This is a genomic window from Paraglaciecola psychrophila 170 (assembly GCF_000347635.1).
GTDB lineage: Bacteria > Pseudomonadota > Gammaproteobacteria > Enterobacterales > Alteromonadaceae > Paraglaciecola > Paraglaciecola psychrophila.
In genome coordinates, this window is the sequence record NC_020514.1 from 1,602,571 (window position 1) to 1,622,642 (window position 20,072).

A 20,072-nucleotide genomic window follows, 5' to 3' on the forward strand; every position below is an offset into this window, starting at 1 on the left:
CCTGATTAGCCTATTCGTTTTATAGGAATGGCATCGATATTCCAGCGCCAAGATGAGGCACTGTTTTGTAAAGGCAACATATCGATGCAATCAACAGGGCAGGGGTCTACACATAAATCACAGCCTGTGCACTCATCGACTATCACTGTATGCATCTGTTTGGCAGCACCTATTATGGCATCTACAGGACATGCCTGAATGCATTTAGTGCAGCCTATACATTCGTCTTCACGAATATAAGCAACCATTTTGATATCTTCTGAGCCATGTGCGGCATCTAAAGATGTCGCTTCTACACCCATAAGGTTAGCCAGTTTTTTTATGGTGGCATCGCCACCCGGCGGGCATTTATTTATCTCGTCGCCATCAGCTATTGCTTGAGCATAAGGTTTGCAACCAGGGTACCCACATTGTCCACACTGGGTTTGTGGGAGTATTTGATCTATTTGTTCAACTAAAGGGTCGCTTTCAACTTTAAATTTTACCGCAGCAAATCCAAGCACAAGCCCAAAAACTAGAGCCAACAGACCTATGGCGAGTAAGGCAGTTAAAATAGCAAATCCTAGTGACATTAAAACTTAACCAATCCAGTAAAGCCCATAAAAGCTAAAGACATTAAACCTGCAGTAATCATACCTATAGAAGCCCCTTTAAAAGGTTTAGGTACGTCAGCAACAGCTAAACGTTCACGCATCGCTGAAAATAATATGAGTACTAAAGAGAAACCTACTGCAGCACCAAAGCCATAAATAACCGATTCAACAAAATTATGTTCCTGGTTGATATTCAACAGTGCAACGCCTAAGACGGCACAGTTGGTGGTGATGAGTGGTAAGAAGATACCTAGCAGGCGGTATAAAGTAGGGCTAGTTTTGTGCACGACCATTTCAGTGAACTGCACAACTACGGCTATCACCAGAATAAAACTCAGGGTACGCAAATAGCCGATACCAAGAGGTAGTAATATATAGTGTTCGACTAGATAGCTGGAGATAGAGGCCAATGTTAGTACAAAAGTAGTGGCCATAGACATGCCAATAGCTGTTTCTAACTTACCTGATACACCCATAAATGGGCACAAGCCTAGAAATTGAACTAACACGAAGTTGTTTACCAGCACAGTGCCAATTAATAGTAATAAGAATTCGGTCATGTAAAATGAATATTAGCCAAGAGTTATTAATGCGTCCTTATTATCTGTATTTAAGTGACCATTAACAACTTGATATTCAAAAGTTTATTGCTATATGGTGTTTATTATTGAAATAAGGGTAGATAACTAAAAGTAATGAATGAGGAAATGGCTGAATAAAGAATTGGCTCCCCCTCCCCGACTCGAACAGGGGACCTGCGGATTAACAGTCCGTCGCTCTAACCAGCTGAGCTAAGGGGGAATTCAATTTCATATTAAATATTGTTTTTCATAAACATTTAATCACAAGTATAAGTTGGCTCCCCCTCCCCGACTCGAACAGGGGACCTGCGGATTAACAGTCCGTCGCTCTAACCAGCTGAGCTAAGGGGGAACGTTATACTTACGTTGTAAACCTCACTTAGTTACAAACTAGGTGGCTTTTCAACGGGGCGGAATAATAATGAGCATACCGCTCGCTGTCAACACTCAAAGTGAGGTTTTATGTATATATTTATAAACTTTCGCGCAATCTGTACGTAATACCATCAGAAATAAAAAATCTCATTTTTATTGATTTAAAATTGTGCGATTTAAGTTTGCCAATTTAATTTTAAATCAAAGACCGTTTTTTCATTTCGTTATAGCTAATTGTTATTAACGATTTGTTGAACACTGTACGTATTGCCAGTGTTTAATAAAAGTGTAACCTTTGGTCGCCATGCTAAGGTTAGTGATTACTAACTAAAACAAAAGCAGACAGTGGTGCCAATGTACGCCAATTCTAGGGTCAAGGCAGTTATCCACGAAACCTGTGGATAACCTTGTGGATTAAATTCTAATAAGTACGATGATACTTATCAATTAAATGTCAAGAGTTGAAGTTGATAATATTAGATTAATTTAAAAAATCATTTAAAAACATATGGATACGATATTTTTTGGTTTCATAAAAAAATAAAAACTTCAGTTTGAATTGTATTGAATTTCGCTTGTGTGTTGTTTTTAAAGAGAAATTAAAAATTATGCTAAAACAACCAGATTATTTTTTAAATATTAATCGATGGTTTTTAAAACAATCTATTTATTTTCAAGTGAGGCAGTGTCGTAAAAGTAAAAACGTCAAAAAACAGACACTCAAGTGTATTCAAATGCATACATCTGATAAATGTTGACATTTGTAACAATCCCGTAACATTAGTGGCGGTAAATATAATAAAATTCATACAAAAATCGCGTATTATATGTATCTTTATGACAGTGCTGAAGACACCTCTACGAATCTTCGAATGTGTAAGGTTGAATATGTGACATGTGATCCCGGGCTAGTTAACCTTCTTACCCATCATTATCTTAAATTAAGAGAGAGTAATATTGACCTCAAGCACTAAAACATCGTCACCCCCAGATTTGCTGAACCAAGATATTGCTCTAACACTACGTAAAATGACTCTACCTATGATAATAGGAATGGTAGTGCTCATGACATTTGGGCTGGTAGATACTTTTTTTATCGGTATGTTAGGCACGCAACAACTTGCTGCTATCAGCTTTACTTTTCCAGTTACCTTTACGGTTATTAGTCTAAATATTGGCTTGGGTATTGGTACCTCGGCTATTATTGCTAAGTTGCTTGGCGCAGGGCAACGCCACCAAGCTAAGGAGACTGCAACTGGTGCATTGATGCTCACTATGGTATTAGCGATTATTTTAGCTGTTATCGGCGTGATCACGATTGAACCGATATTTCGCTTAATGGGGGCTGACCCACTGCAGTTAGTCTTTATTAAAGAGTATATGCTGGTGTGGTACGCTGCCGGGGTGTTTTTGGCAATGCCCATGGTCGGCAACAGTGTGTTGCGCGCTTCTGGTGATACCAAAACACCCAGTTATGTGATGGCCTTTGGTGGTCTTATCAACGTGATACTTGATCCCATACTTATATTCGGATGGGGCCCAGTACCTGCCCTTGGAATACAAGGTGCGGCTGTCGCTACCCTTATAGCTTGGGCAGTGGGGTTATTTTATATTTTATATATATTGGTCGTAAAGCGGAAATTGATTGAACCTAAATTACTTAATTGGCAACAGTTAAAACGCAGTACTGGGGGTATTTTAAAAATTGGTGTACCTGCAGCGGGTGCAAACATGTTGACCCCCATTTCTGCCGGAATAGTCACAGCAATTGTGGCAGGTTATGGACCAGAAGCCGTTGCCGCATGGGGAGTCGGTGGCCGATTAGAATCTATTGCTAGTATAGTGGTATTGTCTTTATCCATGTCATTGCCACCCTTTATAAGTCAAAATTTTGGAGCGAATAAGCTTGAGCGAGTAGGGCAGGCCTATAGTTTGTGCGTCAAATTTGTAATTGTATGGCAGCTGTTTATTTTTGCTATTTTGGCCCTGTTATCAGGTGTCATTGCCGATATATTCACCGATGAGTTAAACGTTGCCTCGACCATAATAATGTTTCTAATGATTGTGCCCTTAGGATATGGATTGCAAGGTGTGACTATTTTGACTAATTCATCCTTTAATGCCATGCATATGCCGATGTCAGCCCTATCATTAAATTTTATGCGTTTATTTGTGTTTTTTGTGCCTTTTTCTTACATAGGTAGTTATTGGTTTGATTTATCCGGACTTTTTTGGGCGGGAGCAATCGCCAACATTGCCGTTGGTTGTATTGCTTATATTTGGTGTAAAACCATTCTCGCCTCTCGATTTGAACAAAGTGTATTGAGTAAATAAGATTTATGAGTAGACCATTTGAATTATCCTCTAGTTATTCGCCAGCCGGCGACCAGCCCGGAGCGATTAAAGCGTTAGTAGAAGGCCTAGAAGATGGCCTTGCACGACAAATATTATTAGGTGTCACAGGCTCTGGTAAAACATTTACTATGGCAAATGTGATAGAGAAGGTGCAGCGTCCGACATTGATTCTGGCACACAATAAAACCTTAGCAGCACAGCTTTATGGAGAAATGAAAGAGTTTTTCCCAAATAATGCAGTGGAATATTTTGTTTCTTACTACGATTATTATCAACCTGAAGCCTATGTGCCCTCAAGTGACACTTTTATTGAGAAAGATGCATCGATAAACGCACACATTGAACAAATGCGTTTATCAGCCACCAAATCTCTGATGGAAAGACGCGACGTTATTATTGTTTCTAGTGTATCGGCTATCTATGGTTTGGGCGATCCGGAGTCTTACATGAAGATGCTGGTGCATTTTCGTCAAGGCGACATCATGAATCAGCGTGATATTTTACGTCGCCTAGTTGAAATTCAATATTCTCGCAATGATGTCGCATTTGACCGAGGGACCTTTAGAGTGCGCGGTGATGTGATTGACATATTTCCTGCAGACTCAGAACGTCATGGTATCAGGGTGGAATTATTCGACGAAGAAGTTGAACGCATTAGCATATTTGACCCACTTACAGGCGCTGTTGAGAAAAGGGTGACGCGCGCCACGGTTTTCCCTAAAACTCATTACGTCACACCCAGGGAAAAAATCATTGATGCGATTGAACATATTAAAGTTGAACTCAAAGAAAGACGTGAGCAACTTAAATCCGTTAATAAATTAGTAGAAGAGCAGCGAGTGTCCCAGCGTTGTCAATTTGATATGGAAATGATGCAGGAGTTAGGTTATTGCTCAGGTATTGAAAACTACTCTCGCTATTTGTCAGGACGTGCACCAGGTGATCCTCCGCCCACTCTTATTGATTATTTCCCAGCTGATGGCTTAATGTTTATCGATGAGTCTCACGTTACTGTGTCACAAATTGGTGCCATGTATAAAGGTGACAGATCCCGAAAAGAAACCTTAGTGGAATATGGATTCAGATTGCCATCAGCATTAGATAATAGGCCTCTAAAGTTTGAGGAGTTTGAACAAATAAGCCCGCAAACAATTTATGTTTCTGCCACACCGGGTAAATTTGAACTGGCTATTGCACCAGACGATATAGTTGAGCAACTGGTTCGTCCTACGGGGTTGCTTGACCCTGAAATAGAGATACGGCCAGTAGGCACACAAGTGGATGATTTACTTTCTGAAATTCATAAGTGTGTGGCAGTGAACGAAAGAGTGCTCGTTACTACCTTGACCAAACGTATGTCTGAAGACTTAAGTGATTATCTGGATGAGCATGGTGTAAAAGCCCGTTATTTACACTCAGATATCGATACAGTAGAGCGTATCGAAATTATACGCGATTTACGTATTGGTAAGTTTGACGTGTTAGTTGGGATCAACTTGCTTCGTGAAGGTCTTGATATGCCAGAAGTGTCGTTAGTGGCTATTCTTGATGCAGATAAAGAGGGCTTTTTACGTTCTGATAAATCACTGATACAAACTATGGGTAGGGCAGCTCGGCACATAAATGGCCGGGCAATCTTATATGCTGATAGGATCACGGGGTCGATGCAACGGGCGATTGAAGAAACAGATAGAAGGCGGGACATCCAACGTGCCTACAATCTTAAGCACGGCATTATTCCTACCCAGATGAATAAACCTATCACCGACATCATGGACGTGGGCGATGGCAGTTCTGACAGTAAAGTGAAGCTCAGGCTAGTGGCTGAGTCGAGCAAAAAATATAATACGCTCAGTACACCGCAACTTTTGCAAAAAATTAGTGAACTGGAAAAAGTCATGTTTAAAGCGGCTAAAGATTTAGAATTTGAAAAAGCAGCGAATTTGCGTGATGACATTGAAGCCTATCGTGCTCAAATAGTGAAAAATTCCTAGTTAACCCGAACTCTGGTTAAGACGTGCCGCGTCCCTATAAGTCATTACAATATAAACGATATGTTAGATGCTGCCAATTGGTTCGCAAAGACATTGAATACATCTAGTGCTGCTATTATTGTGTTTATCGAGGGGGAGATTGTGAGGGAATAGCGCGCTATTGTAAGCAAGTCCAACGAAGGTAGGCGCGATAATAGTGGTACTGGGTATTATGGCTTATCCCGAGCTCAGGTTATTTATACTCAAAGATTATTGTAACCGCATGGCACCAATAAGGAAATGTTTCTCCAGCCTTAGGCTGGCGTTTATAGCTTCGGTTATCGCGACGTCGGTTGTCGCAACGTCGGTAGTCGCAAAGTCGGTTTTCGATGGTCGTAATAGTTAGAAAAAGTTAAATTTTTCACTTTTCTATAGCTAAGACCTTTGTTTTAGCAGTTCTGCTAAATTTCCATTGTAATCCGGCTAAGGCTTTCCTACTATGTACTTTAGTATCAATAACTATACCTAAAAGTGGTGCTGTAATGTTAAATCGTCTTCAAGAATCCGATATCAAATTATTGCGTGTATTTTACGCTGTTGCCTCATGTAATGGCTTTACTGCAGCTGAGCCGGTGCTTAGGATGCAACGTCCGAATATTAGCGCGGCTATTAAAAAGCTCGAAGAACGCTTAGATTTAGTATTATGTCATCGTGGTCGTGGTGGTTTTCAAATGACCAAAGAGGGTGAAGTGGTTTTTCAGGAAACCAAACGTATCTTCAACTCTTTTGATAACTTTGTGTTTAACCTAAAAAGTTTGCATGATGATTATTCAGGCCATGTCACCTTAGTGATGATGGCGGGTTTACCCCTTTCATATCACTTGGCGGTGAGTAAATCTGTTAAAAGCACTATGAAAAAATTTAACGATATTCACGTGAATATTCAAACCAGATTGTATAACGAGGTCGAGCATGTTGCATTGTCTGGTGAATGTCATTTGGTGTTGTCGACTTATGATATGGTCAAACCTGAGTCTGTCACTTTTCACCCAGTTGATGTTTCATGTAAAGGAAGACTCTATTGTGCACCTTCCCATGTTCTAGCAAAATATCGTGATGGTTTTCCTAACAACGTTAAGATTGGAGACTATCCAGCAATTGGTATCTCCGGCTTGTCCTCAGCCAATTACATTGCTGACGATACACGTATGGCTATTCAAACCTTTTCTGATTCCTACGATGCTTGCTTAGCTGCGATCATGACTGGTGAATACGTAGGGCTATTACCTGATTATATACTCACAAACCAAGGTGCAGGGTTAGGACTAGTGCCAGTAGGCAAAAGTTTATTTGAATTTAGTCACGAATTATTTGTGATGAATGGCAAAAACACCCGATTAAATCCTGTGTTAAGACATTTAATTAAGGAAATTAGCTATTTTATCCAGCAGGTTGATCAGTAGCGTTTAGAACTGAGGTCTAATTTTGATAAAAAAGCCGCATATATGCGGCTTTTTTATTGGTGATTAAAGGATTTGCTTTTTTATTATGTACAACAAAAAGCAAACCACCATTTTACCTTACCCTTCATACTCCAAAGGATCAGTCACCCCATTTTCAGTAAACGCTTCTAATCTTTCCTGACAGGCTCCACATTTACCACAGGCTTTTTCACGACCGTTGTAACAAGTCCATGAGAGGTTGTAATCTAAGCCCATTTTTAAGCCTGCTGTTAAAATTGCCGTTTTGCTGACCTCCAAATAAGGCGTCACAATTTCGACTGCCTCATAGTTAGCTATAGCGCAAACGTCATTCATTTTATGCACAAACTCAGGCCGGCAGTCTGGGTAGATAGCGTGGTCGCCTGAGTGAGCACCGAAGTAGACTTTGTTGGCATCGATTGAAACGGCATAACCTACTGCCATAGATAGCAAAATCATATTACGATTTGGCACCACAGTACTTTTCATGCTTTCTTCTTCGTAATGGCCTTCTGCTACTTCAATATCTGATGTCAGTGATGAGCCTCCAATTAATTGATTGATAGCTGAAATATCGACTATTTTGTGGTGCACACTTAACTCTTGACAGGCTCGAGCTGCATAATCGAGTTCTTTTTTATGTTTTTGCCCATAATTAAAAGACAGGGCAAATACCTCTAAGCCCTGTTTGACTGCTAGGTTTAGGACTGTAAAAGAGTCCATTCCTCCGGAAAAAATTACCACTACCTTTTGTGACATGGGCTTTGCTTCTTTATAATCAATTCATTAATATCGATTTTAAGTGATTTGACGATAAATTCCCACACTAGGGACGCGTTAAACTAAAGGAAAGTGATTGAGTACCTATAAAATTAATGAAGTGTTTGAATCTTTGCAAGGAGAGGGGAGTTATACCGGGTTGCCATCGATTTTTGTGCGACTGCAGGGGTGCCCTGTGGGATGTCCATGGTGCGATACTAAACATACTTGGGTAGTGTCGCCTGAGTTAAAGACCACAAGCAATGCGGTGATGGCAGAAACGGCTGAGTCTGATAGTTGGTTTGAACAGACTACCGAACAGTTATTAGGCCTTTTTAATCTTCATGGTTACGTGGCTAAACATATCGTGATCACCGGTGGTGAGCCGTGTTTGTATGATTTGACTGAAATCACTAGTAGCTTAATAGCTAAAGGGTATTCGGTGCAAATTGAAACCAGCGGTACTTATGAGATCATCGCGCATCCAGACACCTGGGTCACTGTTTCACCAAAAATCAATATGCCGGGAGGCAGGCTTGTATTACGAAGTGCAATGCGCCGAGCAAATGAAATTAAGCATCCGATAGCAATGCAAAAACATATTGAAGAGCTAGACGAGGTGCTGACACTTTTAGGTGACCAAGCGGTACCCAATATTTATTTACAGCCGATTAGCCAACAAAAACGTGCCACTGACCTTGCAATTAAAACCTGCATAGCGCGTAATTGGCGATTGTCATTACAAACTCACAAATTTATTGGGATCGAGTAGCGATCTATATGCACGTAATATACGTGATTAAGGGGTACGTCAATTATGCCGATTGATTCAGAATATTTTTTAGATATTTATGCTACAGCATTAAATACCTTTGACCCTAAACAGGTGGTCAGCTTTTATCTACCACCTACTATTATCATGAGTGACAAAAGTAAAAAAGTCATCACTAGCGAGAAAAAATTAGAGCACAATTTAAGTCGGATATTTACAAAGCTTAAGCAAGCAGGGATTAAAAAATTTGTACCTAAATTGCAGCAAACTATTCGCTTATCAGGTTCACTATTTTTCTCAAAAATGCGCTGGCAATTCTATGTTGATCAAGATCGATTATGTTTTAGCTGTGCCTCGTCATACACCTTGCAAAAGATGCCCGACAAACAACTTGAAATAATTGTGACGGTTATTGATGATGACGAAAATAAACTTATAGATATTTTTTCCCTTGCCGAGTAAGTTATGAATAAAATCCTAGCTGGGTTTATCCTACTTTTTTAGTGTTAATGCTCAGAGTGCATCATGGCAAATAACCTTTCCCCGTTCGATTGAAACGGTGTCAACAATTGACGATTACCCAATCAAGCTGTTGGCATTGGCTTTGGATCAAACCGGCGTTAATTATCAACTTAAACCCTCAGACAATCTTCTGTCAAAAGGCAAGGCCCTAGACAGGCTTCAAGACAATAGAGAAATAAACATTGTTTGGGGTATGACCAATGTCCAGCGTGAAAAAGATTTACTGCCAATACGTATTCCCATATTTAAAGGGTTGATTGGTTGGCGTTTACTGTTGATTCGAGAAGACATGGCTGAACGATTTACCTATATTCAGCAGTTCGATCATCTAGTTAAACTTTCGCCATTGCAGGGGCGAGATTGGCCAGACACCAAAATATTGCAATCCAATGGTTTCGACGTGATCACCGATCGTACCCAAACCTCTCTTGTGAAAATGCTTGGTAGAGCACAAGGGGATTTTTTCCCGCGCTCTATTATAGAAATTTGGGAGGAACTGGCTATGAGCGACGTGGCGAATAAAATACAGATTCAACCTACTCTTGGGATACGTTATCCCGCGGCAATCTACTTTTTTGTAAATAAGAAAAGTGTTCCTTTGGCGAACCTGATTGAACGAGGGTTAGAAAAAGCCATCAAAAATGGAACGTATGACGAGTTATTTGAAGAGAATTATAAAGCTTCTATTGAAAAATCAGAGATTGGCAATAGAACATTTTACACATTAGAAAACACCTTTTTACCAGAAAAAACGCCTTTAGACAGAGAGGAATTATGGTTTGACGGCAAAATTCATACTTCTACCGAGCCATAAAAAAACCAGAGTGATTGACTCTGGTTTTTATCTGATTCGTAGATGTAGCTAGTGTAGCTTAATTATGACCTAGCTCTTACCGTGAACAGAGCTTATTGCACGACCAGAAGGGTCAGCATTGGCTTTAAAGCTCGCATCCCACTCTAAGGCTTCTACTGTACTACAAGCGATAGATTTGCCGCTAGGCACACACTTAGCTGCCGTTTCTTGTGGAAAGTAACCTTCGAAAATACTGCGGTAAAAGTAGCCTTCTTTAGTATCAGGGGTATTCACTGGGAAGCGAAATTCTGCTGAAGCCATTTGCGGATCGGTGACTTGGGTTTCAATATATTCTTTAAGTGAATCAATCCATGAATAACCGACACCATCACTGAACTGCTCTTTTTGACGCCATAATATTTCAGCAGGTAAATATTCGTTATTATCGAAAGCTTTACGCAATACCCATTTTTCCATTTTTCCATCAAGACACATTTTGTCTTGTGGGTTTAAGCGCATGGCTACGTCCATAAACTCTTTGTCTAAGAAAGGCACACGTCCTTCAACACCCCAAGCCGAGGTGGATTTATTGGCACGGGCGCAATCAAACATGTGCAAACGGTTAAGTTTGCGCAGGGTTTCTTCATGAAATTCTTTAGCGTTCGGTGCTTTATGGAAATACAGATAGCCACCAAATATTTCATCCGCTCCTTCACCCGACAACACCATTTTAATGCCCATAGCTTTGATCTTACGACTCAGCAAGTACATAGGAGTCGAAGCGCGAATGGTGGTGGTGTCATAGGTTTCTATATGATAAATCACCTCACGTAAGGCATCGATGCCTTCTTGCACAGTAAAGTGCACCTCGTGATGCACCGTTCCAATCATCTTAGCGACTTTTTGTGCCGCAATCAGGTCGGGGGCGCCTTCTAAACCTACAGCAAAAGAGTGTAAACGTGGCCACCAAGCATCCGTTTGGTCACCATCTTCAACACGTTTAGCCACGTATTTAGCCGCTACCGCAGACACTAAAGAAGAGTCGAGGCCGCCTGACAAGAGCACACCATAAGGCACATCAGACATTAAATGTGACTTAACCGCTTTTTCGAATGCTACCTTTAGATCGTCAAGGTTGGTTTCGTTGTTTTTAACATTCTCATAGTCCATCCAATCACGTTTGTAGTAATTGACTAATTGACCCGTTTTACTCCACATGTAATGGCCAGGAGGGAATTCTTGAATTGTTTTACACACAGGTGTTAACGCTTTCATTTCTGAAGCAACGTACAAATTGCCGTGCTCATCATAACCAGTATACAAGGGGATAATTCCCATATGGTCACGAGCGATCAGATAAGTATCTTGCTCTGCATCATACAGAATAAAGGCAAACATGCCTTCCAATTCATCGATAAACTCAACGCCTTTTTGTTGGTACAAAGGCAGAATAATTTCACAGTCAGACTTGGTTCTGAAGTCATAAGGTGTGTCTAGCGCCGTTTCCAAGGCTTTATGATTATAAATTTCGCCATTCACGGCTAACACTTGATTATTATCGCGGCTTATTAGCGGTTGAGCGCCTGTGTCAACGTCGACTATTGCCAAACGTTCGTGACATAAAATAGCATTATCATTATTCCAAATACCTGACCAGTCAGGACCGCGATGACGGAGTAATTTGGAAAGCTCTAACGCTTGCGTTCTAAGTTCTGCAGCATCACTCTTGATACCCAGAATACCGAAAATACCACACATAAAAATGTTTCTCTTGAGTTACTTAATGTTAATAAGGGGCTTGATATTTCTATCGTGACAAGCCAAAAAAAGCGAAACCTGTTGTTATTATTAGAGAGACTTTCGCGCCCTTGAATTTGCCAGTCTGAGCGAAAAAAGCAAGGATAAACTGTGATTTTCTTACATTAGAAAGGAATTAGTAAGAACAATGCCTGTTTTAGGAGGTTTGGGTGTGGATATTTTTAGTTGATAGTTGGCTGTGCTTCTGTCGATATTCTTTGTTGGGGGAGTTTGGCCTTGGGCGTAGTCATTGAATGCTTTATGCCCTAGCGGGCACTGACATCTCGATAACTGCTCCTGCGTTATTCTACCTTCCCCCATCCTTGGCGGTCGCATGTCGTTTTTCTCACAGAATCCCTTCTTAGCGACTTACTCTTTTCTGCAGCCACAAAAAGTAAGCAAAAAAGGTCGCTTGCCGCTATGTTCTTCATCCAATTATTTATGAAATTTAGCCAGTCGTCACAATGTGCTCCAGGCACTCTGTGACTCAATTTACATCCCTGTAAATTGTCCTACGAAATTTCATAAATAATTGGCGAACATCGATGCGAGGGTAAGTCAAAAGACAAGCGCATCGGCTTTGGCGACAACCAGTTAACTATGATGGCTGTATTGTTAATTGTTTATCATAAATCAAAGACCTGACCCCGCGCTTTTCCTCTTTTATAGGGTATTGGGTTAGCCTGACATATCGCACAAAGCATTAATATGGACTTGCGCGCTATCTATCACATTAAAGCCACACTCATATCCGTTAAATGCTAGGCAAAGGTCTGTTCCTGCTAAGATAAAAGCGTCAGCACCTTGTTCGATACATAGCTTTTTGCCGATAGTAAAAAGCAGCTCACGTTGAATTGAATCAACTTGACCCTCTGCCGCCATTTTTATATAAATGTTGTGAGCTATATCAAGTTCATCACCTAAAGGTATAACAACGTCAACGGACGAAATTCCTCCAAATAGCTTGGTTTCCATTGAAATACGATGTCCGAGTAGGCCAACTTTTTCAGTCCTCTTTTTTTAATTCAGATTCCAACGTAGGTATGATGCTAATAATTGGCAGCGGAGATAACGCTATAAATTCAGCAATACAAAAATGCGCCGCAATGGACGAAATGGCAATTACATCCGCTCCAGAGGCTTCCAAGCGGTAAGCTAATTGAATGAAAATCTTGGCTTGTTTACCGGGTGTATTAGCGGCAATATTCCCAATTACGTCACTGACCTCGGCATGTACTATAGTCAGAACAAATTTTTTATTAGCTAAAGCATGAGCCTTAATTAGGTTTCTATAATAAAAATCAGTTGCAGCAGGACCAATCCCGCCAATTATTCCTATATGCACAGGTCTCTCCTTGGGTTATTCACATCACAGAAAACAATTAACATGATTGTTTTAGTAATTTGCCTTGTGTCGGCTTCTTCAGTCTTTGCGCGTCATTGCAACATGGTACACTTTTCCATTGTCACGTTTTCCAACTGAAATCACCATGATCGTAACAATAGAGTCATTTACCTCATATACTAAGTGATAGCCTACTTGTCTTAATTTGATCTTATATAGCTCATTAGTACCAAATAACTTTGCACTTTTTATATGAGGGTTGTCTATAACCTCCGCCAATTTTTTGCCAGTCTTACAATGCAGTCTTTTTAAACTCAAGCACATAAGTCACTTAAATTTACCTTTATAATTACCTTATTCCTTCTCGCTTCAGCAATGCTCAATAATTCAAGATCTTCCATGTGATCCATCATGAACTCATAAGTATCAGCGGGTATGCAATAAAACGCTGGTTCGTTTCTATTTAAAACAGCTATTGCTTCTCCGCCCGCACTCATAGCAACCTTTATAGGGTTAGCTTTTAATTCACTAATACTTGCAGCAGCTTCAGTTAGTCTTCTAGTAGTCACATATTTGCCCGTACGTTAAGTAGATCTTTAACGTGTCTCATCGTAGTATTCGAAACGTACAAGGCAATTAAACGTATAACAAACAGTGAGTTCTTTACTTATTTTCGCTTATTGCTGAGTTAGGCTTTTCTTGAATAAGGGGAATATCTGATGAAGACGTTATTGATTTTAGCTCTTGTTGGCTTTGGTTTACGGAAGCATTTTTCAAAGAAAGCTTGGCTTGGGATTGAATTAACAGTAGGAATTAACAGGACAGCCATCGCAAGGTAATTACACGATCGGCATCGCCGATAAATGCTTTGGTGGCTCCGCCACTGCTTTTCCCGCATTTAAAGTTTCAGCACAAAAAGGCTTATTTTAGGGGCAAATGAAATGACGTCATTTGAGTGGAAGTTGGAGGGACACATTTGAAACGACAATGCGGTTGACGCCCATAAAGTGAGTCTTTTTGTCTGGTTACTTTTTTTGCTGTTGACCATATTTACGGGTTAAATATGGAACATCTTCAGCTGGCCTGAAAGGTAAAGTTCACGCGGCAGCCGCGCTGGATGCACTTTATAAAAAGAGTCACTGGCTCGAAGGGATTCGAGTCAAAACCCGCAAGGATGTGGGTGCCCGATAGGGCATGGTTATAGATTAAAAAAGCTTACGCTACAAAAGCGTAAGCCTATAGAAAACCTTACTTCCGCTGAAACTCACTCGTGGCTTTCCATTTTGGCCAATCATCCGATGACACTAAGTCATACCCCACTTCAAACAATAATTGCGCATCCTGCTGGATACCTGATAAGTCCCAGTTTTCGCGAAATTTATCACAAACCTGATGATAACAGCCGGTGACAATCACATTAGTACGCTTTCGATACACAGCTGTCTCTTCATCAATAGGTTCATCACCCCCTTTAGCGTATAGGGCAGGTACACCTTGTTTAGCAAAGCTGAAATGATCAGAACGGTAATAATAACCGGCTTCAGGACGACCTTCTTGAACTAAATAGCGGTCTTGGCGTTTGGCTGCTTTTTCAAGGTAGGTTTCTAGTTCAGATTTACCCATGCCAATAACCGCGACATCTTTGGTTTTGCCCAAGACACTCATGGCATCCATATTGATATTGGCCACTGTTTTATCTAAAGGGATAATCGGATGTTCTGAATAATACTTCGAACCTAACAAGCCCTGTTCTTCTGCGGTCACTATTAAAAATGTGGTCGAACGCTTGGGTTTAATATTTAACTCAGAATAAGCTTGGGCCATGACTAATGCAGCTGCTGTACCAGTGGCATTATCATGAGCACCGTTATAAATTTGGTCACCGTCTTTGGTTTCATCTTTACCTAGGTGATCCCAATGTGCGGTAAATATTAGGTGTTCGTCAGGTTTTTCAGAACCATGTAACGTAGCGATAACGTTATTACTGATAGATTTTTTAAAGCTATTATTAATCGTGACCGAGGTGTCTAATCCTAAGTTTTTATTGTACGGACCGGCAACCGCTTTGGCTTTTTCTGCGGCGAAATTGAGTCCTGCATCAGCAAACACTTTTTGCGCAGCCTCAGTGGTTAGCCAACCTTCGACAGCCACCCTATCAGAATTACCATTTTTGCTTACCAGACCATACTGCGGACCACTCCAACTGTTAGCGACCACTGTCCATCCATATGAGGCTGGTTTAGTTTCATGCACGATAATCGCAGCCTCTGCACCTTGGCGACTGGCTTCTTCGTATTTGTAAGTCCAGCGGCCATAGTAGGTCATGGTTTTGCCTTGAAACTTATCACCTTGTGGGTTTTCAAAACCTGGGTCGTTTACCAAAATCACGACTGTTTTACCTTTTACATCTAGGCCTTGATAGTCATTCCAATCATACTCAGGTGCGTTGATCCCATAACCAACAAATACTAACTCTGAATTTTTTAGTTCTACTTTGGTTTGTTCTCGGCTTGTAGAAGCCATCATGCCTTCTTTATAAGCAAAACTATTTTCGCCGATGGTCATGGTCATATCAGGATCAGCGGTCATCTCAATGAGTTCAACCGGCTGTAAATAGCTGTCACCATTACCGGGTTGGTAGCCTAATTGTTTGAATTCGTTAACCAAATAATCCAATGTTTTTTGCTCACCGATTGTGGTGGGTAAGCGACCTTCAAATTCATCCGAGGCTAAAATTTTGATGTGTTTTTTTAAATCATCGGTATTAATACCTTGATAAACATCGATAAAGTTATTTACTACCGGCGCAGGATCTTTGACTTGTTTGTCTTGGCAGGCTGATAAAGCTAATGTCATTGGCAGGCAAAACATTAGGAGTTTGTGGCAAGTTTTCATATAGTTGCTCTTGTAGTTACAAAGGTTAAAGATTATAAAACGAATCCTTTTTACATCAGATCAATATTAAGGGCAATTGTGACCGCTTGGAATCATGAATTTATTAGTCAATTACCAATGTTGCCAATGCAACAACTTGAAACGTATTTTGACTTGTCCAGTTTTTCTAACTGGCCAAATGCTTGTGGACTCAATAATTTAAAAAACCTCAAGGGGAATGTGGATATTCCTGATTTTGTTTGTCAAAGCCAGCTACCTGAATCTGATCATTATTATGAACAAATTATCCACCAACAAAATATTATTCCGACCCGGCCAAACGGCTGGCATGACTTGTTTAACGGATTGATTTGGCTACAGTTTCCACATACAAAACAATTGTTAAATAAGCAGCATGTTGAAGATATTGAGCAATATGGGTTATCACCACGAACTCTTAGAAGAAATAACTTAACCCATTTTGATGAGTGCGGAGTGATTGTCACTTATCAGCGTGCCGACTTTTTTAGCAATATTGTTGACAATTTAAAGCAGCATCAATGGCAATCTGTATTTGTTGAAAATAGGCAGTGTTGGGGTAATGAGATAAATAGTTTTATATTTGGTCATGCTAATCTTGAAATGTTGTTGCAGCCCTTTATTGGTTTGACAGGTAAGTGTTTGGCGATAGAGGTAGACCGTCAATTTTCAACATTACCCTATGCCGAGCAGTTGGCTCAACTCGATTACTTATTAGTTAAGCATATTCGAGAAACGGATTTGTTCTCAGCAAAAAAGCCACTTAGCCCAATACCATTATTGGGCATCCCTGATGTATGGGATGCCAACAATGATCCTGCTTTTTATGGGAATACTGACTATTTCAGTACCTAAGTCTTCGCCAAAGTCATCATCAAAATCAGCATCAAATAGCGATAAATAAAGCCCAACTGGCCCAAATTAATACGTAGGGAGCAATAGCAATCATGTAGGTCTTCTTTGCAGGGAGTTGGGTCCATTGACTTAATCCTACTGCCGTTAGGTACATCACCCATACAGATTCCAAGCGAATTGCCTGCATCAAAGACGCCCATGACGAATTCATTTCTACAGAAAAAATAAAGGCAAATGAAGTAGGAGCCATGCTTACTGGGGATAATTGGCTATCCTGCGACACTAGCACCACCAAGATGCCCAAGAGGCTAGAGACAATGACGGGGATGCTGACCCACCAACTAAAGCCATACCAGTCGCTATAACCTTGCACACACTCTTCATCTGCTTTGGTCACAATATTGAGATAAAGTGCCATGATCGCATTACTGACAATTAGCATAAATACAGAGCCAAACACCCCTGTCCACAAGGATTGTGATTGATCTGCCATCACGTTACGAAATACATTTTGCTCAGCAGGGCTTAAATCGCCCGCCATGGCTTGCACCATTAATTCGGTATACCAAGAAAAGTCGACAAAATTAAAATACGCGTAAATAGGTAATGCACCGATAACTGCGATACACATAAAAGGTATCCAAGACCAATTGTGGGTTTCACTTATGGTGGCAAAAACCTGATTAGGCTTAACAAAAATATCCTTCATGGCCTGAAATGGATTACTGACCTGTTGCATACAACTCTCCCTATTAAATTATTTTACAGCGATATTCGCCCAAGGTTATTTTCATTAATCCGAGCGAATTTAATATTGTTACATATTTTTTTTCTTAATCGCATGTAATAAAACACAAAATTGAAGGACTATAGAACTGGCCGGTCACAAACTAGGAAAATGGAATGATAGAAATAAAACAATTGGCGAAGAAATTCGCCGTGGAAAATCCTAAAAAGCTCAGTGAGCAAGAAAAAAAAGACCCAAGGTTAAAAGGGCGCTTTTTTCATTCGGTCCAAGATGTATCTTTTACATGTCAAAAAGGTGAAGTGTTAGGATTACTTGGCCCTAATGGTGCGGGGAAAACGACGACCTTACGTATGTTGTCTACTGCACTGAAACCCGACAGTGGCAGCGTAGAAATAAGTGGGGATAATGTGTTATCCCATCCTGTTGTTGCTCGTAAAAAGATAGGTTTTTTATCAGGCTCTACGGGGTTGTATGGTCGTTTAACCGGTCGTGAAAACATTCATTATTTTGGTCAACTGCATGGAATGAGTGAAGAATCTATTGGCAAACGTATAAAAGAGTTGGCTGACTTGTTAGATATGCATAACTTTTTAGACCGACGTTCAGAAAATTTCTCTACAGGTATGAAACAAAAAACTGCCATTGCACGTGCAGTAGTGCACTCCCCTGAGCTAGTTATTTTAGATGAACCTACAACGGGCTTAGATATTATGGCCACGCAAACCGTACTTGAATTTATTCGTGGTTTGAAAGAGCAGGGCACCCCCGTGATTTTCTCTACCCATCATTTGGATGAAGTGGAAGAGCTATGTGACAAGGTCACCGTTATTGATCTAGGCCGTACTATGTTTGATGGTGATATCGCCAGCTTTAAAGCCCTTGCTGAGGGCTCATTGCACCAGTCCTTTATGGCCGCCATTCAATCAACTACTAGCGAATAGAGAGCCTTTAGCGGCTTATAAATAAAGAGATATACAATATGTGGTTAGTATTTAAAAAAGAGATAAAAGAATTACTTCGCGACCGTAAAACATTATTTTTTATGATTGCACTGCCGTTATTAATCTTCCCTTTGATTATTGGGATTGTGGGTTTTGTGAGTAAACAAGCCATAGACAAGGCTGAAACCCAAGTACTCAATTATGCATTGATAGGTAGCCAATATGCGCCGGATATTGTTAAGGAGCTGCAACAACCAGAAAAATTTAAGCTAGTCGAAATTGAGGGAAACGCCGATTACACCTCAATTATTCGCAATGAAACAGTCGATTTTGTATTGGAAATACCCGAAAATTATTCTAACGATGTGCTTAAAAATGGTCAGGCTAACGTTAAATTATATTTTAATGATGCGGGGCTAAATCTGGTCTATAGACGGGTCAATGAAATAGTAAAGAGTCAGTCTGAGTTATTTCAACAAAGCGCGTTTACTAGTCTGGGGTTAGACGCTGCAGAACAAAGTGCACTAATAGAACCGCTTGTATTAGAGAAAGTAAATACCGCTGACGATCGTGAAAACTGGGGAGAAAAAATAGGTGGGATGTTGCCCTATTTGTTGTTTCTTATTTGTTTAACAGGTGCAATGGCTCCGGCTACCGATATTGGCGCCGGTGAAAAAGAGCGTGGCACCCTTGAGACCTTACTGATTTCACCCATAGATCGGAATAAAATTGTAATGGGTAAGTTTTTGACTATTGCTTTTGCTGGCACCATGACAGCGTTGATTACTGTTTTGAGTATGGTGATTTGGGGCTTGGTTTTAAGCCAAGGCATGGCAATCAAATTTGTTGCGGATTTTATGGCACAGATTGCGATACTTGATTTTTTACTGATCTTTCTAATGTTAGTTCCTGTGGTGGCTATATTTTCGGCAGTCTTGTTGAGTATTTCCATTTATGCCAAAAGTTTTAAAGAAGCACAAAGTTACATGGGGCCCATGACCATTTTGGTTGTTGTACCGATTATGCTGGCTCTTTTACCGGGTGTAGAATTAAAAGGAGGCTGGGCTTGGGTGCCCATTACTAACGTTTCTCTCGCCATGAAAGAATTGGTTAAAGGTACAATGGATTATTACCAATTATTTGCCATTTTTGGTTCGACTGTGATCATTGCAGGCGCGCTGTTTGCATTCTGTGTGTATTGGTTTAATCAAGAAAAAGTATTGTTTAGATAATCAGTATGATCGTATGGAAAAGTCATGCTTTTATATA

18 protein-coding genes and 2 tRNA genes are annotated in these 20,072 nt (G+C 40.4%); 9 read left to right on the forward strand and 11 right to left on the reverse strand.

Features of this window, described 5'->3' with window-relative positions; genetic code table 11:
- Nucleotides 1–5: 5 nt before the first annotated feature.
- The 4 genes from rsxB to C427_RS06985 form a co-directional block, all read right to left on the reverse strand.
- Nucleotides 6–572: an electron transport complex subunit RsxB gene (gene rsxB, locus C427_RS06970; RefSeq protein ID WP_007643820.1), complete on the reverse strand. Its 567-nt coding sequence runs from the start codon at nucleotides 570–572 to the stop codon at nucleotides 6–8.
- Nucleotides 572–1,153 (reverse strand): electron transport complex subunit RsxA, encoded by a 582-nt coding sequence (rsxA, locus tag C427_RS06975; RefSeq protein ID WP_034900377.1) that lies wholly within the window; start codon nucleotides 1,151–1,153, stop codon nucleotides 572–574. The genes rsxB and rsxA overlap by 1 nt, the downstream gene beginning before the upstream one ends.
- Nucleotides 1,154–1,317: 164 nt before the next feature.
- Nucleotides 1,318–1,394 (reverse strand) — tRNA-Asn (locus C427_RS06980).
- Nucleotides 1,395–1,449: 55 nt separating this feature from the next.
- Nucleotides 1,450–1,526: transfer RNA gene (locus C427_RS06985), tRNA-Asn, on the reverse strand.
- Between the two features lie 980 nt (nucleotides 1,527–2,506).
- Here C427_RS06985 and C427_RS06990 point away from each other — a divergent pair.
- The 3 genes from C427_RS06990 (at nucleotide 2,507) to C427_RS07000 (ending at nucleotide 7,340) form a co-directional block, all read left to right on the forward strand.
- Complete coding sequence (locus tag C427_RS06990) at nucleotides 2,507–3,883, forward strand: MATE family efflux transporter (protein ID WP_187292382.1); 1,377 nt, start codon at nucleotides 2,507–2,509, stop codon at nucleotides 3,881–3,883.
- 5 nt (nucleotides 3,884–3,888) lie between these two features.
- Nucleotides 3,889–5,898, forward strand: a complete 2,010-nt coding sequence (uvrB, locus tag C427_RS06995; RefSeq protein ID WP_007643812.1) for an excinuclease ABC subunit UvrB — start codon at nucleotides 3,889–3,891, stop codon at nucleotides 5,896–5,898.
- A gap of 521 nt (nucleotides 5,899–6,419) precedes the next feature.
- Nucleotides 6,420–7,340 carry a LysR family transcriptional regulator gene (locus C427_RS07000; protein WP_007643810.1) on the forward strand — a complete coding sequence of 307 codons (921 nt, stop codon included), beginning with the start codon at nucleotides 6,420–6,422 and terminating at the stop codon, nucleotides 7,338–7,340.
- Between the two features lie 117 nt (nucleotides 7,341–7,457).
- Here C427_RS07000 and queC read toward each other — a convergent pair whose 3' ends face one another.
- On the reverse strand, nucleotides 7,458–8,117 hold the full coding sequence (queC, locus tag C427_RS07005) for a 7-cyano-7-deazaguanine synthase QueC (protein WP_007643808.1): 660 nt from the start codon (nucleotides 8,115–8,117) through the stop codon (nucleotides 7,458–7,460).
- A 97-nt stretch (nucleotides 8,118–8,214) separates the two neighbouring features.
- Here queC and queE point away from each other — a divergent pair, with 97 nt between their 5' ends.
- From queE to C427_RS07020, 3 genes are all read left to right on the forward strand, one after another.
- A complete protein-coding gene (queE, locus tag C427_RS07010) occupies nucleotides 8,215–8,889 on the forward strand; it encodes a 7-carboxy-7-deazaguanine synthase QueE (RefSeq protein ID WP_007643806.1) in 675 nt (224 codons plus the stop codon).
- Nucleotides 8,890–8,934: 45 nt separating this feature from the next.
- On the forward strand, nucleotides 8,935–9,351 hold the full coding sequence (locus C427_RS07015) for a hypothetical protein (RefSeq protein ID WP_007643805.1): 417 nt from the start codon (nucleotides 8,935–8,937) through the stop codon (nucleotides 9,349–9,351).
- A gap of 97 nt (nucleotides 9,352–9,448) precedes the next feature.
- The gene (locus C427_RS07020) at nucleotides 9,449–10,225 is read left to right on the forward strand and encodes a type 2 periplasmic-binding domain-containing protein (RefSeq protein ID WP_015430609.1); all 777 of its coding nucleotides are present in this window, start codon (nucleotides 9,449–9,451) and stop codon (nucleotides 10,223–10,225) included.
- A gap of 69 nt (nucleotides 10,226–10,294) precedes the next feature.
- Here C427_RS07020 and asnB read toward each other — a convergent pair whose 3' ends face one another.
- From asnB to C427_RS07045, 5 genes are all read right to left on the reverse strand, one after another.
- Nucleotides 10,295–11,962, reverse strand: coding sequence for an asparagine synthase B (gene asnB / locus C427_RS07025; protein WP_007643801.1), 1,668 nt, complete (start codon nucleotides 11,960–11,962; stop codon nucleotides 10,295–10,297).
- Between the two features lie 717 nt (nucleotides 11,963–12,679).
- A complete protein-coding gene (locus C427_RS23975) occupies nucleotides 12,680–12,976 on the reverse strand; it encodes a hypothetical protein (RefSeq protein WP_015430610.1) in 297 nt (98 codons plus the stop codon).
- A 31-nt stretch (nucleotides 12,977–13,007) separates the two neighbouring features.
- The gene (locus C427_RS23980) at nucleotides 13,008–13,346 is read right to left on the reverse strand and encodes an aspartate/glutamate racemase family protein (protein WP_015430611.1); all 339 of its coding nucleotides are present in this window, start codon (nucleotides 13,344–13,346) and stop codon (nucleotides 13,008–13,010) included.
- A 314-nt stretch (nucleotides 13,347–13,660) separates the two neighbouring features.
- Nucleotides 13,661–13,915, reverse strand: coding sequence for a type II toxin-antitoxin system Phd/YefM family antitoxin (locus C427_RS07040; RefSeq protein ID WP_007643799.1), 255 nt, complete (start codon nucleotides 13,913–13,915; stop codon nucleotides 13,661–13,663).
- 679 nt (nucleotides 13,916–14,594) lie between these two features.
- Complete coding sequence (locus C427_RS07045; RefSeq protein ID WP_407636141.1) at nucleotides 14,595–16,241, reverse strand: M28 family metallopeptidase; 1,647 nt, start codon at nucleotides 16,239–16,241, stop codon at nucleotides 14,595–14,597.
- A 78-nt stretch (nucleotides 16,242–16,319) separates the two neighbouring features.
- On the opposite strand from C427_RS07045, the gene C427_RS07050 reads away from it, so the two are divergent.
- The gene (locus C427_RS07050; protein ID WP_015430612.1) at nucleotides 16,320–17,114 is read left to right on the forward strand and encodes a DUF3025 domain-containing protein; all 795 of its coding nucleotides are present in this window, start codon (nucleotides 16,320–16,322) and stop codon (nucleotides 17,112–17,114) included.
- Nucleotides 17,115–17,145: 31 nt separating this feature from the next.
- Here the strand turns inward: C427_RS07050 and C427_RS07055 are convergent, their stop codons facing one another.
- Complete coding sequence (locus C427_RS07055; RefSeq protein ID WP_007643790.1) at nucleotides 17,146–17,853, reverse strand: YIP1 family protein; 708 nt, start codon at nucleotides 17,851–17,853, stop codon at nucleotides 17,146–17,148.
- A gap of 164 nt (nucleotides 17,854–18,017) precedes the next feature.
- Between C427_RS07055 and C427_RS07060 the strand changes: the two genes are divergently transcribed.
- Nucleotides 18,018–18,803: an ATP-binding cassette domain-containing protein gene (locus tag C427_RS07060; protein ID WP_007643788.1), complete on the forward strand. Its 786-nt coding sequence runs from the start codon at nucleotides 18,018–18,020 to the stop codon at nucleotides 18,801–18,803.
- Between the two features lie 38 nt (nucleotides 18,804–18,841).
- Nucleotides 18,842–20,035 (forward strand): ABC transporter permease, encoded by a 1,194-nt coding sequence (locus tag C427_RS07065; RefSeq protein WP_007643786.1) that lies wholly within the window; start codon nucleotides 18,842–18,844, stop codon nucleotides 20,033–20,035.
- Nucleotides 20,036–20,072 lie beyond the last annotated feature (37 nt).